Origin of the sequence: Thermodesulfovibrio sp. Kuro-1, assembly GCF_006538445.1 — a bacterium.
In the GTDB taxonomy this organism is placed as follows: domain Bacteria; phylum Nitrospirota; class Thermodesulfovibrionia; order Thermodesulfovibrionales; family Thermodesulfovibrionaceae; genus Thermodesulfovibrio; species Thermodesulfovibrio yellowstonii.
The window spans coordinates 166244-179949 of sequence record NZ_BJKS01000002.1; the positions used below are offsets into that span (position 1 = coordinate 166244).

15 protein-coding genes are annotated in these 13706 nt (G+C 32.1%); 13 read left to right on the forward strand and 2 right to left on the reverse strand.

Translation table 11 applies throughout. The features are described 5' to 3' along the window. Positions 1–134 precede the first annotated feature (134 nt). Genes FLY87_RS03090 through FLY87_RS03150 form a run of 13 tightly spaced genes read left to right on the forward strand, consistent with a single transcriptional unit; the run spans position 135 to position 12310 of the window. Positions 135–1802 (forward strand): VCBS repeat-containing protein, encoded by a 1668-nt coding sequence (locus FLY87_RS03090; RefSeq protein WP_012545024.1) that lies wholly within the window; start codon positions 135–137, stop codon positions 1800–1802. Positions 1803–1804: 2 nt separating this feature from the next. After that, entirely contained in the window at positions 1805–2512 is a 708-nt protein-coding gene (locus FLY87_RS03095) for an isoprenyl transferase (protein WP_141266281.1), read from the forward strand. Continuing rightward, complete coding sequence (locus FLY87_RS03100; RefSeq protein WP_141266282.1) at positions 2493–3281, forward strand: phosphatidate cytidylyltransferase; 789 nt, start codon at positions 2493–2495, stop codon at positions 3279–3281. The genes FLY87_RS03095 and FLY87_RS03100 overlap by 20 nt, the downstream gene beginning before the upstream one ends. Positions 3282–3290: 9 nt before the next feature. After that, positions 3291–4436, forward strand: coding sequence for a 1-deoxy-D-xylulose-5-phosphate reductoisomerase (locus FLY87_RS03105; protein WP_012546435.1), 1146 nt, complete (start codon positions 3291–3293; stop codon positions 4434–4436). After that, a complete protein-coding gene (gene rseP / locus FLY87_RS03110) occupies positions 4433–5497 on the forward strand; it encodes an RIP metalloprotease RseP (protein WP_141266283.1) in 1065 nt (354 codons plus the stop codon). The genes FLY87_RS03105 and rseP overlap by 4 nt, the downstream gene beginning before the upstream one ends. Further along, a complete protein-coding gene (locus tag FLY87_RS03115; protein ID WP_012546746.1) occupies positions 5497–5907 on the forward strand; it encodes an NUDIX hydrolase in 411 nt (136 codons plus the stop codon). Before rseP ends, FLY87_RS03115 begins: the two co-directional genes overlap by 1 nt. Further along, positions 5900–6898, forward strand: coding sequence for a D-glycero-beta-D-manno-heptose 1-phosphate adenylyltransferase (gene rfaE2, locus FLY87_RS10215; protein WP_141266284.1), 999 nt, complete (start codon positions 5900–5902; stop codon positions 6896–6898). The genes FLY87_RS03115 and rfaE2 overlap by 8 nt, the downstream gene beginning before the upstream one ends. Next, positions 6879–7415: a CDP-diacylglycerol--glycerol-3-phosphate 3-phosphatidyltransferase gene (pgsA, locus tag FLY87_RS03125; RefSeq protein ID WP_141266285.1), complete on the forward strand. Its 537-nt coding sequence runs from the start codon at positions 6879–6881 to the stop codon at positions 7413–7415. Before rfaE2 ends, pgsA begins: the two co-directional genes overlap by 20 nt. Next, complete coding sequence (plsY, locus tag FLY87_RS03130) at positions 7412–8005, forward strand: glycerol-3-phosphate 1-O-acyltransferase PlsY (RefSeq protein WP_012545962.1); 594 nt, start codon at positions 7412–7414, stop codon at positions 8003–8005. Before pgsA ends, plsY begins: the two co-directional genes overlap by 4 nt. Continuing rightward, positions 8002–8676, forward strand: a complete 675-nt coding sequence (queC, locus tag FLY87_RS03135; protein WP_141266286.1) for a 7-cyano-7-deazaguanine synthase QueC — start codon at positions 8002–8004, stop codon at positions 8674–8676. Before plsY ends, queC begins: the two co-directional genes overlap by 4 nt. Then, positions 8673–9380 carry a lysophospholipid acyltransferase family protein gene (locus FLY87_RS03140; protein ID WP_141266287.1) on the forward strand — a complete coding sequence of 236 codons (708 nt, stop codon included), beginning with the start codon at positions 8673–8675 and terminating at the stop codon, positions 9378–9380. Before queC ends, FLY87_RS03140 begins: the two co-directional genes overlap by 4 nt. Before the next feature lie 2 nt (positions 9381–9382). Then, positions 9383–10645: an endonuclease Q family protein gene (locus FLY87_RS03145; protein ID WP_012545257.1), complete on the forward strand. Its 1263-nt coding sequence runs from the start codon at positions 9383–9385 to the stop codon at positions 10643–10645. Then, a complete protein-coding gene (locus FLY87_RS03150; RefSeq protein ID WP_141266288.1) occupies positions 10646–12310 on the forward strand; it encodes an ATP-dependent helicase in 1665 nt (554 codons plus the stop codon). On the opposite strand, the gene FLY87_RS03155 is transcribed toward FLY87_RS03150, so the two are convergent. Beyond that, entirely contained in the window at positions 12307–12858 is a 552-nt protein-coding gene (locus tag FLY87_RS03155; protein WP_141266289.1) for a hypothetical protein, read from the reverse strand. The genes FLY87_RS03150 and FLY87_RS03155 overlap by 4 nt on opposite strands. 22 nt (positions 12859–12880) lie before the next feature. Next, the gene (locus FLY87_RS03160; protein ID WP_012546779.1) at positions 12881–13705 is read right to left on the reverse strand and encodes an ExeA family protein; all 825 of its coding nucleotides are present in this window, start codon (positions 13703–13705) and stop codon (positions 12881–12883) included. Between the last annotated feature and the right edge of the window lies 1 nt (position 13706).

The window sequence follows — 13706 nt, forward strand, 5'->3', positions numbered from 1 at the left end:
TATACCATAAAAAACCTCTTAGATAATACTCTGGATAAAGAAACTGGATTGAAGGGGCAGTAGATGAAATATAGCATTCTTTACTAATCATTAAAATTTTTGACTTCAAAAAGGTATTTAGTATAAACTTTAAAATGCATTACTTTAAAAAGTGTTCAATATTTTTATTTCTTTTTCTTTTCATCTTGCTAACAAAACAAGGTTATGCTCAGGTTGATTATTTTCAAAACTTTAAAGAAAGTCTTTTATCATATTTCCCTATAATTACTGGCAAGGTTATTAAATTAGAAAATAATGAATTAACTTTTGATAAAGGAGCTAAAGATGGAATAAAAAAGGGACAAAGGGTAGTTCTTTTTGAAGAAACCATGCCTTTAATTCATCCTGTTACAAGGCAGATTATAGGTAAATCTGAAAAAATAATTGGCTCTGCAGAGGTTGTAAGCGTTGAAGAAAACTCTTCCAAAGCTATAATCATAGAAGGAAATATTAATTTACCAAAAGAAAACTCTCTTTTATTTAAAATTCCTAAATCAAAAATCAAAATTTTATATGCTCAAGGAAATACAGAATGGGCAGTTGGTGAAGGTTATTACAGAGAACTAAAAAATACAGAAAGATTTGAACTTATAAATGCTCCTGTAAATATAAATGAAGTAGACAATCTTTTAAAAGAACCGCAAAATGCTGATGTTGTTCTGCTGCTTAAACAATCAAAACAAAATGGAAATATCAAACTTACTCAAGAACTTTACTGGATAAAGGATAAAAAACTTCTGTCCAGATCAGAAACCGAACTTTCTGCTGTAGCCATCAATGAATTAAGGAAAAAATATGCTTCATTGATAGTTCCTGAAGGTCATACTCTTCTTTCATTTAGATTATCAAGAGGAGTTAATAGAGTTGCAACAGGAAATTTTGATGGTATCAGTCAAAATCAAATTTTAATAGCATCTGATAATGAAATAAGTCTATATCTTATAGATGTAGATCTAAAACTCAAAAGCAACTACCTAATACCCATAGGTGGAGATATATTATGGTTTGATACAGGGGATATTGATAAAGATGGTAAAGATGAAATAATAGTAACAATCAAAAAAGATGATAGAGTTGTCTCATCAATAATTAAATGGGTTGGAGATGGATTTGTTGAAATCTCAAGAATAAATGATATATTTTTAAGAATTTATGATGGTAGTCTTATTGCACAGGCTTATTCTCCCTCTGAGGGATTTAATGGTGAAATTTTTTATATACTGCCACAAAAATCAACATATCAAAAAAATAGCATTCTTAAACTGCCTGTAAAGGCAAATATTTATGATTTTTACATATTTGGAGATACTACTTTTAAATGGGAAGATGATGGCTCACTTGCAGTATACAACAACAAAGGAATCCCGCTTTGGCGTTCACAAGAACCAATGGGATTCGGACTTCAGTATGAAAAACAAACGGGAATAGCCATGTTAAGTCTTGGAAAATGGAAGGTTCAAAGTAGAATTAAGCCATTAAGCAATGGAGTAATTGTTATTGAGAAGAAACCTCTTTTAGGTTTTGTAAATGCCTCAACTTTCGGATATAGAAGTTCTAAACTTCAGTTACTTCAGTGGACAGGAATAGGAATAGAACAAACAGATATAACAGACGAGATGTCAGGCGAGATACTTGACTATGCTGTATCATCAGATAAACTATTTGTTCTGGTGAAGCCTCCTTTTGGCTTTAATCCTAAAAGAATTCTTCAGGGAGAAAGTCCCTTTGAAACAATTCTGCATATCCTTTCTTTTAAGTATTAAAAATGAGCAGATTTATAAAACATGTTGGAATAATAATGGATGGAAATGGAAGATGGGCGCAGTTGCGAGGACTACCAAGATATGAAGGGCATAAAAGAGGAGTAGAAAAAGTAAAAGAAATTATCCGCTCTGCTATTAGATTAAATATAGATGTTCTTACTTTCTATGCATTTTCAATTGAAAACTGGCAAAGGCCCAAAAAAGAAGTTGAAATTATAATGGATTTACTTCAAAATCATTTAAGGAAAGAAACTCAAACATTTATATCCCAAGGAGTTAGATTTAAAATGATAGGAAATCGTGACATGATTCCAAAAAATATTCTCAATGTAATAGAAGAGACAGAATCAGCAACCAGTGAATGTAAAGAACTGATTGCGCAGTTTGCAATTAGCTACGGAGGCAGGGATGAGATTATAAGAGCTGTTAAAAAAATTATTATAAACAATACAGTCCCTGAAAAAGTTGATGAAGATTTTTTTTCTTCCATGCTTGATACAGCAGGAATTCCTGAACCTGACCTTATAATTAGAACTTCAGGTGAACAAAGAATCAGTAATTTTCTTGTATGGCAATCTGCATACTCAGAGTTTTATTTCAGCCAAACTCTATGGCCAGATTTTACTGAAGAAGAGTTTACAGAAGCAATTCTTGATTTTCAAAAAAGACAAAGGAGATTTGGAAAAGTCAGTGAGTTTACAAGGACATAAAAAAAGACTTCTTGTTGCAGTTGTTGCTTTGCCAATTTTAGTTTTATTTATCATTAAACTTCCACCATATTGCTTTCTTGGTCTTTTAGCAGTTGTAAATATTATTGGAATGTGGGAGTTTCTAAAAATGTATAGAACTTCCTCTTTCTGGATTGCTTTAGGTGTTATTATTTCACTGATTATTTTCCTGTTAAACTGCTTCAATTTTCAATATGCATTACACTATTACGCCTTAACTTTTATAGCAATCACAGTTATACGATTATTGTCAAAAAAAGATCCTCAAGGGTCTCTACAGGAAATCTCTCCCTTAATTACAGGACTTCTATATATTCCAACTCTAATTTCTTTTCAGTGGTTTTTAAGAGAACATGGATGGCAGTGGATAATCTATCTTTATGGTGTGGTCTGGGCAGCGGACTCTTTTGCTTATTATATAGGCAAAGGTCTGGGAAATCGTAAACTCTATCCTGAGGTAAGTCCCAAAAAAACATGGGCTGGAGCTTATGGTTCACTACTTGGAGGCAGTCTGGCATCTATAATTTTAGGCTATATCTTAATTAACAAAACTTTTTTAAGTCTTGCTGTAGCTGGATTACTGATTGGTTTTATCTCAATATTTGGTGACCTTGTAGAGTCCATGTTTAAAAGAGATGCTGGAGTTAAGGATTCAAGCTTTATTTTCCCAGAACACGGTGGAATTCTTGATAAAATAGATGCCATACTTTTTGCAGGAGCGATACTTTATTTTGGAATGAGATTTATTTAGGAGGGGAGTTTGAAAAAGGTTGTTATACTTGGCAGTACAGGTTCAATAGGAAAAAACGCTCTTGAAGTAATAAGAAAATTCCCAGATAAATTTAAAGTATTAGGACTTGCTGCAAAAAGCAGTGTTAATATTCTGGAAGAACAGATTAAAGAATTTAACCCTCAATATGTAGCAGTATTTGATAAAAAAGCCTGTGACGAATTAAGGAAAAAAGTCAAAAATTTAGAAATACTTAAAGGAAATGAAGGAATTTGTAAACTTGCAAAACTAAAAGAAGCAGATATAATTCTTTCAGCTATAGTAGGTGCTGCAGGTCTTATCCCTACTTTTGAAGCAGTAAAAGAAGGAAAAACAATAGGAGTTGCCAATAAAGAAAGCTTTGTAATGGCAGGTGAGTTAATAAAAAAACAGGGGAAAATAAGTGGAGCAAAAATTATTCCTGTTGACAGTGAACATAGTGCAGTTTTCCAATGCATCAATGGTTGTAATAAACCCTACATAAAGAAAATTTGGCTTACAGCATCAGGTGGTCCGTTTAGAGGCAAAAAAAGCTATGAAATAGAAAATGTTACTCCTCAAGAGGCTTTAAATCATCCAAAGTGGAAAATGGGGAAAAGAATAACAATTGATTCAGCGACTCTTATGAATAAAGGTTTTGAAGTAATTGAAGCGCACTATCTTTTTGATATGCCCGCAGAAAATATTGGTGTTTTGATTCATCCACAGAGTATTATTCACTGTCTTGTTGAATTTATTGACGGAACATATCTTGCTCAGATGAGTAATCCTGATATGAAAGCACCTATTGCACTTGCGCTTTCCTTTCCTGAAAGACTTCCAGAGATTGTTCCACCAATAGACTGGAGTATCACAACTAAGCTACAATTTGAAATTCCAGATACAGAAGTTTTCCCTTGCCTTAAACTTGCCTATGAAGCATTGAATGCAGGAGGGAGCATGCCAGCAGTTTTAAATGCAGCAGATGAAGTAGCTGTTGAAGCTTTTCTGTCTGGAAGGTTAAAATTTAAAGAGATATATAAAATAATAAAAAAAGTCATGGATGCCCACAAAATTGTTTCTGTCAGCAGTATAGAAGAAGTTCTTGAAGCTGATAGCTGGGCAAGAAAAATGGCAAAAAAGGAGATTGGAGAATGAGTCTTATCTATGCAGTTATTCTTTTTGGATTTTTAATATTCATTCATGAGCTTGGTCATTTCTTAGCTGCTAAACTAAGCGGTGTTAGAGTGCTTAAGTTTTCTATCGGTTTTGGACCTAAAATTCTCGGCAAAAAAATAGGGGAAACAGAATATCTTTTAAGTGCTGTGCCTCTTGGTGGATATGTAAAAATGTATGGTGAAGAAGTAGGAGATGAAATAATTGATGAAAAAAGATCATTTAAACATCAGCCTGTTTATAAAAAAATATTCATTGTGCTTGCCGGTCCGCTTTTTAATATATTTGGCGCTGTATTGCTATTCTGGGTTATTTTTGTTCATGGTGTTCCTGTTCTTAAACCAATCATAGGAGAAATAATAGAAAACTCTCCAGCAAAAATAGCTGGATTAGAAAAGGGAGATAGAATTATTGAATTAGATAGTCAAAAAATTAATAACTGGTTTGATATGGCTCAATTCATACAGCAAAATCCCAACAAAGAGCTCATCTTTAAAATAGAAAGAAAGGGCGAAATATTAAATCTTAAAATAACTCCGCAAGCAAAGGAAGCTAAAAATCTTTTTGGAGAAAAAGTTGTTGTAGGGCAGATTGGAATAAAGCCAGCTGATGAGTTTTATATTAAAAAAGAAGACCCAATAACAGCCGTAACTAAATCATTTCAAAAGTGTTATGAAATTGTAGAGCTTACTTACCTAACAATCGTAAAAATATTTCAAAGAGTTGTATCCACAGATGTTATTGGAGGACCTATACTTATATTTCAAGCAGCAGGAAAAACTGCTGAACAGGGTTTGGTAAGTTTTTTGAGTTTTGCAGCCATAATAAGCATTAATCTCGGTGTGCTTAATTTACTACCAATTCCTGTGCTTGACGGTGGACATATTCTGTTTTTCATGATAGAAGGGATTAGGAGAAAACCTTTAAGTGAAAAATTTGTTGCAGTTTCTCAAAAAATAGGCATAGCCTTCCTTATTGCGCTTATGATGCTTGCATTTTATAATGATATTATAAGACTTTTAAATCCCTCAAAGATGCCATAATGAAAAGAGCATTTTCAGCAGGCGGAATAGTCTATAAAATTGAAGATGGTAATGTAAAAATTCTATTAATTTCAACAAAGGATGGAAAAGTATGGGCTCTTCCTAAGGGACTTGTTGAAAAAAAAGAAGACCCAAAAGAAACTGCCTTAAGAGAAATAAAAGAAGAAACAGGGGTTGATGTGAAAATTGTAGATGAATTGGGTGAAGTATCCTATTGGTTCATAATGGAAGGTGAAAGATATTTTAAAACTGTAAAATATTTTCTTGCTGAATATACAGGAGGCCAGGTAAATCCTGACTGGGAAGTTAGTTCTGCTCAATGGTTTACCATCCAAGAAGCTCTGAAAAAACTTACATACAAAAGTGATAAAGAAATTTTAAAGAAAGCCATGGAGAAAATTAATGGGTAAGATTGTCCATGCAATGAAACTAAAAAATGAAATAGATAACCTAAAAAAACAGGGCAATAAGATTGTTTTCACTAACGGATGTTTTGATATTATTCATGTAGGACATGTCAGATATCTTAAAGAAGCAAAAAAGTTAGGCGATATTCTTGTGATAGGATTAAACTCCGACAAATCAGTCAAAAAAATCAAACCATTAAGACCTATAAATCCAGAGAATGAAAGAGCAGAGGTTCTTTCATCACTTGAAATGGTTGATTTTGTTACATTTTTTGATGAGGAAACACCTTATAATCTTATTAAATTTCTTGAACCTGATGTTTTGGTTAAAGGTGGTGACTGGAAAGTTGAAAACATTGTTGGTACTGAATTAGTAAAGGAAGTCCACAGCCTTCCATATATTGAAGGCATTTCAACAACTGGAATAATTGAAAGAATTTTAAAAAACTACACAACTAAAAATCTTTCTGATGAAATAATTAAAAAGGCAAAGAATATAAAATTTTTAATTCTTGATGTGGATGGAGTTTTAACTTCTGGAGGCATCATTCTTGACAATGAAAATAATGAGCTGAAAATTTTTAATGTAAGAGACGGGCACGGGCTGGTTATGCTTCATAAATCAGGAATAAATTTAGCTGTAATAACAGGAAGACACTCAAAAGCTCTTGAAAGAAGAATGAAAGAACTGGGAATAGCTGAAGTTTATCAGGGCACGAGGGAAAAACTTAAAATTTTCAATGAAATAGTTGAAAAATACAATCTCAAAAAAGAAGAAATCGCAGCTATGGGAGATGATATAATTGATTTATCAATTTTGGACAGAGTAGGTCTTTCAGTATGTCCTCAGGATGCTCATGAAGAAGTTAAAAAAAGAGTAAACTATGTGACTGAACAAAAAGCTGGACAGGGTGCTGTAAGAGAGTTATGTGATATTATATTGAAAGCAAAAGGATTATGGGATAAATTTGTAGATGAATATAAAAACCTTTAATCTTCCCACAACATTAACAATCATAAGAATATTGATAATTCCTATTTTTATAATTGAGGCTCCTGCAAATCCTCAGTTAGGAGCTTTTCTATTTCTTATTGCATCAATCACTGATTTTCTTGATGGCTATTTAGCAAGAAAATTCAAGCAAATTACAAAATTAGGCATAATTTTAGACCCTATCGCAGACAAACTCCTTGTAATCACTGCTTTGATTATCCTTGTTGATCTGGTAAGAGTTCCTGCATGGATTGCTACTATAATAATTCTGAGAGAGTTTATTATTACAACTCTACGTTTTTATGCACTTTCAAGAGGAGTGATTATTCCTGCTGAAAAAGCAGGTAAGGCAAAAACTGTTTTACAGATGATAGCTATTTTATTTCTTTTTATAGCAGAAGAAATATATGGATTAGACCTTTATGATGTAGGACTTATTTTAATTTACATTGCCACATTTGTAGCAGTATATTCAGCAATTAAGTATCTTTTCTATTTCTGGAGGAATATTAAATGAGTCTTATTTTATTTTTATTCGCATTCTTTTTTGGTTCTATTCCATGGGGATACATAATTGGTAAATTAAAAGGAATTGACCTAAGGCACGTTGGAAGTGGAAATATAGGAACAACCAATGTTTTAAGAGCTATAGGAAAAAAAGAAGCATTAATTACACTTTTACTTGATATTTCAAAAGGAGCTATCCCTGTTTTAGTTGTAAAAATAATACCTTCTTACGGAGACAATCTATTTTTAATAGGATTAGTAGGAATTTTTTCTATTCTTGGACACTGTTATACGCCTTTTCTAAAATTTAAAGGAGGGAAAGGTGTTGCAACTTCAATTGGAGTGCTTTTAGCCTATATGCCATTAGCAGGTTTAATCACAATTCTCATATGGATAATAACATTTAAAATAAGTAAAATCTCTTCTCTCAGTGCGCTTATCTCTTTTGCTTTACTGCCTATGAATGTTTTTCTTTTAGACTATCCTGAAGAAATTAAATTTTTTGCCTTTTTATTTACTACTGTTATATACCTGAGACATATACAAAACATAAAAAGATTATTAAAAGGAACTGAACTCAAAATTGGAGATAAAAAATGAAAAAAGCTGTGATACTACTTAGTGGAGGTATTGATTCATCAACTACACTTATTATAGCAAAATCAGAAGGATTTGAATGTTATGCCCTTTCCTTTGACTACGGTCAGAGACATAAAATAGAAATTGAAGCAGCAAAAAAAGTAGCAAAACACATTGGAGTAAAAGAGCACCTTATTGTTTCTTTTGATTTAAGAAAAATCGGAGGTTCTGCTCTCACATCCAAGATGGAAATTCCTAAAGAAGAAATTGAAGGAATACCTGTCACCTATGTTCCTGCAAGAAATACTATATTTCTGAGCTTTGGATTAGCCTGGGCAGAAGTACTTCAATGTCCCAATATTTTTATAGGAGCAAATATTGTTGACTATTCAGGTTATCCTGATTGCCGACCTGAATATCTTCAAGCATTTGAAAGAATGGCAAATCTTGCAACAAAAATTTCTGTTGAAGGAACCCTCAAATTCAAAATAAATGCACCGCTTCTTTATTTAACAAAATCAGAAATAATCAAAAAAGGTATAGAACTTGGATTAGATTACTCTCTTACATGGAGTTGTTATGATCCTCAGGGTGATCCTGAAAATCCTTCACCTTGTCTTAAATGTCCAAGCTGTATTTATAGACTAAAGGGCTTTAAAGAAGCTGGAATAATAGACCCTCTCGTTAAATGATAACTCTCAGACTGCATACAAATGTAATTAAAAAAATTATATTAAGTGCTTTCAAGGCTAACAGAGGGAAATATACTTATGAAGAACTTGTTATTGATGGATTAAAAATTCTTGATATGATGAGAAATGTAGGCTGTAAAGTTACAATTGAAGGGAAAGAAAATTTAAAAGATTTAAAACCACCATGTGTTTTTATAGCAAACCATATGAGCACTCTTGAAACACTTGTGCTCCCTGCAGTTATTGGCAAGGAATTTAAAGTAACTTTTGTTGTAAAAAAATCCTTACTTAAATATCCATTTTTCGGAAAAATCTTAGCAGCTCTAAAGCCAATTCCTGTTACAAGAAAAAACCCAAAAGAAGATTATAGAATAGTAATTCAAGATGGATTTAAAAGGTTACAGGAAGGCATATCTGTAATAGTCTTTCCTCAGGCAACAAGAGAGATTGTCTTTGAACCTTCCAGATTCAATACATTGGGGATAAAGCTGGCAAAAAAAGCAAATGTTCCCGCTGTTCCAATAGCTTTAAGAACAGATGCATGGGGTGTTGGTAAAATAATTAAAGATTTTGGCAAAATTGACCCAACAAAGCCTATTTGCTTTTTTATAGGAAAGCCTTTATATATTGAAAATAAAGGGATTAAAGAACACCTTCAAATTATTGAGTTCATAGAGCATTCATTGAGAAAATGTTATAATTAACTATGTTTTATGCAGACCTTCATATTCACTCAAAATTCTCTCGTGCAACCAGCAAGGATATGAATCTTGAAACAATTGAACAATGGGCTCAGATTAAGGGAATCAAATTAATCGGCACAGGTGATTTTACACATCCTGAATGGCTCAAAGAAATTGAAAATAAACTTAATGAAGAAGGAAATGGACTCTTTACTCTAAAAAAGCAATTTAGAATTGAAGTACCAGAGTCATGTAAAGATGAGGTATATTTTATCCTTTCTTCTGAGATAAGCTGTATTTATCAAAAAAATGGCAAATTAAGGAAAATTCATCTTGTGATACTGTCCCCTTCACTAAAGGATGTTTTAAAGATAAACTATGCTCTTTCTCAAATAGGCAGCCTTACTTCCGATGGAAGACCAATTCTTGGAATAGATGCAAAAGTACTTATGCAGATTATCTTAGAGGTTTCTCCTGAATCCATGATTATTCCTGCTCATGCATGGACTCCTCATTTTTCAGTCTTTGGTTCTCAGTCAGGCTTTGACAGTCTTGAAGAATGTTTTGAAGAACTAACACCTCATATCTATGCAATAGAAACAGGACTCAGTTCAGACCCTCCAATGAACTGGCGATTAAGCAAGCTTGATAAGGTTATTCTCATTTCAAACTCTGATGCCCATTCACCAGCAAAAATAGGAAGAGAAGCAAATATATTAGATACAGAATTAAGTTACAAATCCATTATAAATGCTATCAAAACAGGTAAAGGCTTCCTTGGTACTGTAGAGTTCTTCCCTGAAGAAGGTAAATATCACTATGATGGACACAGAGTCTGTGGCATTAGGCTTTCACCTAAGGAAACAATCAAAAGAAACTACCTCTGCCCTGTCTGTGGTAAAAAAGTTACAGTAGGCGTTATGCACAGAGTTGAAGTTTTATCTGATCGTGAAGAAGGATTTAAACCACCACAGGCAGTTCCATATAAGTCAATAATTCCTTTGCAAGAAATTATTGCAGAAATAAATAACTGTTCAGTCCAGAGCAAAGGAGTATTTAATAGTTACATGAAAGCAATCATCAAACTTGGCAGTGAATATGAAATATTACTGAATAAAAATTTATCTGAAATTGATAAATTTGACTCAAAGCTATCTGAGGCAATTGAAAGAATGCGATTAGGAAAGGTGCTTTTAGAGCCAGGATATGATGGAGAATATGGCAGAATAAGAGTATTTGGTGAAAACATGGAAACAGAAATAAAAGGACAGACAATTCTTTTTTAGATGAATCTGAATAAAAATCAGAAAATAGCTGTTGAAACTTCAGACAGATATTTATGCATTTTAGCAGGACCTGGAACAGGCAAAACTCTTACAATTACAGCAAAAATTATCCATCTTTTAAATAGTGGTATAAATCCAGAAGAAATAGCTGCTCTTACATTCACTCAGAAAGCTGCTATTGAAATGAGAGAGAGAGTTTTAAACAATTTGCATAAAAAAGAAGATTTGCCTTTTATAGGCACTTTTCATCTTTTATGCATAAAACTTTTAAGAGAGTTCCTTCCTGAAAAAGAAAAATATTTTAAAATCTGTACCAGAACAATGCAAAAAGAAATTATTTCTGTTCTTAGCAATAAAAATCCAGACAAAATTATTGAAAAAATAACAAAATTTAAAAATACAGGGTTAAATCTTGATGAAAAAACTACAGAATTTTATGAAAAATACGAACAGAAAAAAATAGAATTAAATCTTCTTGACTTTGATGATCTATTGATTAAAACCTTGCATTTACTCAATAAAAAAATAATTCCTCCTCTTTTTTCTCATATAATTATTGATGAGTTTCAGGATATCAATAAAATCCAGTATGAAATTATTAAAAAACTTCTTAAAAAAGAAGGCTCTTTATCAGTTTTTGGCGATCCTGACCAAGCCATCTACTCATTTAGAGGTTCGGAAATTGATCTTTTTCTAAATTTACCTAAAGATTTCAAAAATTTAACTCTGATAAACTTATCTTTAAACTATCGTTCACAGGCAAATATCATATATGCTTCAAATAAATTTATTACAGCTAACATAAAAAGATTTTCAAAGAAAATTGAACCCTTAAGACAAAAAGGCTCTAAATTAACTTTGATTGAGGTTGAGGATGAATATGATGAGGGGAAAACCATTGTTAAAGAAATAAAATCAAGACTTGGCGCATCAGACTTCACAGAAACCTATGGAAACAGAGAAGAAACTCAATGTACATTTTCAAATTTTGCTGTGCTGGCAAGAACAAACAGGCAACTGAAAATTATTAAAGATTTTTTGGCTAAAGCAGGAATCCCTGTAAAAACAATCAGAAGAGATACTGAAACATGGATAGCTTCAATTGTAAAAAAACTTACTGAACTTATATCAGGGGGATATACATCAAAAAAAATTTTAAAAGACATACGTCTATCTGAATTTCTTGAATCTTCAGGAATACTGGAAGGACTTAATGACTTAGAGGTTTCAATGTTAAAAAATATTTCAAAATCATACGATACAGGCAAACTCTTAGAACAAATTCACGCATTTATTGATGAACTCTCAGGACTTACATCTTTTGACCTTTTCCCTGAAAACCTAAATGCAGTAAGTCTTCTTACTTTTCATGCTTCAAAAGGACTTGAATTCCCTGTTGTTTTTATAACAGGCTTTGAAGAAGGACTTGTTCCCTACACTCTTAGTTCGGATTATGACTTAGAAGAAGAAAGAAGACTTTTTTATGTTGGAATGACCCGTGCGATGAATGACTTAATAATAATCCATGCAAAAAATAGATTGATCAATGGTAAAAAGTTATCCCTACCTATTTCCTCTTTTATAAAAGAGATACCATCAGAGTGTATAGCGATAAAAGAAGTCAGAATTAAGAAAGATGTTCCTAAACAGAATGGACTTTTTTAGTTTTCTAATCCCTTTAAATTGGATAGTGATTGGAAAAAAGAATTCAGCATATGTTGTCTTAAATAAAGCATTCTATTAAATGCATTTGAAAATTCTCTGAAAGCACGGGCAGGTGATGCCTCCATTTCCTTTAAAATATCAGTGCAAAAATACCAGTTACATCTAAGTGGCCTGAGATATCTTGGAATTTTACACCCCTTCTCAGTTAGCAGATAACATGGCTCTTTTTCTTTAAGATTTCTATCTGGTACAGGAAATTCTTCTCTTAAGGCTAAAATGTAGATAAGGTCATCATATTCATATCTGCTATTTTTATTAAGACAACAGATATTTGAGCATTTTGGGCAAGTTTTTCTTGCATAAAGCTCAATAAATGGATCAAGCTTTAAAATAATGTTTTTAATCTCTCTTGATAAGGATATGGAATCCTCAAAAACTTCGGGAAAATTTTTAAAAAATGAATCAACTTTATCTACAAGTTTTTTTAGTTCCTCAATATTATTCCAGAGAAGTATTTCTCCTTTGTTAATCAAAGAAAATTTTTCCATTTGAAATATTATAAAACAAATCTTATAGATGAAGATGTTTCAGAGCTGACTTCACATAAGATTTTTTAATCTTATAAGAGTTTTTAATATATCCAACCATCAAAGCCCTTGAACATATGAGATTTATAACTCTTGGAATACCTTTTGATGCTTTGTATATACGTCTGATTGCTCCTCTTTTAAAATATACAGGTGTTTCAGCAGCCTTTTGAAGTCTAAATTTTATATAATCATCAACTTCTTCCTTAGCAAGAGGATATAGTCTAACCTTAAGGCTTATTCTTTGGTTTATCTGTGAATATTTAGATTTTAAAAGAAGATCTTCAAAATAGGGCTGAGCAAATAAAATAATCTGAAGCAGTTTTTCTTTTTCTGTTTCAATATTTGAAAGATGTTTTATTTCTGTCAGAGTTTCCTCAGGCATATCCTGTGCTTCATCAATTATGAGAAGATTTTTATAACCTGAAAGTTTTCTGTTTTTAAAATACTCTGTAAGAAATTCAACTATTGATAGTTTATTTTGAAACTTATTCAAATCAATCTCTTTATCCTGATTACTCAATTTATAAATTATTCCTCTGAGTAATTCATCAGGAGTGAGTGAAGAGTTATATATCACAATTGGAAATATTTTTTCTTCTTTAAAATTTGTTAGAACTTTTCTTATCAGCGTAGTTTTCCCTGTGCCAGGATTTCCTGTAATAAGCATAAATCCCTCACCCTTCTGAATAAGATATTTGATAGACTCAATAGCTTCAATATGACTTTTTGAAGGATAGAAAAAATCCGGGTCAGGTGTTATACCAAATGGGTCTTCTTTGAATTTATAGAAATCAAAATACTCCATT

Coding starts and splice junctions, on each gene's coding strand:
- FLY87_RS03160 (WP_012546779.1), bottom strand. CDS start 13,705: ATGGAGTATTTTGATTTCTATAAATTCAAAGAAGACCCATTTGGTATA.
- FLY87_RS03150 (WP_141266288.1), top strand. CDS start 10,646: ATGAATCTGAATAAAAATCAGAAAATAGCTGTTGAAACTTCAGACAGA.
- pgsA (WP_141266285.1), top strand. CDS start 6,879: ATGAATATAAAAACCTTTAATCTTCCCACAACATTAACAATCATAAGA.
- FLY87_RS03155 (WP_141266289.1), bottom strand. CDS start 12,858: ATGGAAAAATTTTCTTTGATTAACAAAGGAGAAATACTTCTCTGGAAT.
- plsY (WP_012545962.1), top strand. CDS start 7,412: ATGAGTCTTATTTTATTTTTATTCGCATTCTTTTTTGGTTCTATTCCA.
- FLY87_RS03095 (WP_141266281.1), top strand. CDS start 1,805: ATGAGCAGATTTATAAAACATGTTGGAATAATAATGGATGGAAATGGA.
- FLY87_RS03140 (WP_141266287.1), top strand. CDS start 8,673: ATGATAACTCTCAGACTGCATACAAATGTAATTAAAAAAATTATATTA.
- rseP (WP_141266283.1), top strand. CDS start 4,433: ATGAGTCTTATCTATGCAGTTATTCTTTTTGGATTTTTAATATTCATT.
- queC (WP_141266286.1), top strand. CDS start 8,002: ATGAAAAAAGCTGTGATACTACTTAGTGGAGGTATTGATTCATCAACT.
- FLY87_RS03115 (WP_012546746.1), top strand. CDS start 5,497: ATGAAAAGAGCATTTTCAGCAGGCGGAATAGTCTATAAAATTGAAGAT.
- FLY87_RS03145 (WP_012545257.1), top strand. CDS start 9,383: ATGTTTTATGCAGACCTTCATATTCACTCAAAATTCTCTCGTGCAACC.
- FLY87_RS03090 (WP_012545024.1), top strand. CDS start 135: ATGCATTACTTTAAAAAGTGTTCAATATTTTTATTTCTTTTTCTTTTC.
- rfaE2 (WP_141266284.1), top strand. CDS start 5,900: ATGGGTAAGATTGTCCATGCAATGAAACTAAAAAATGAAATAGATAAC.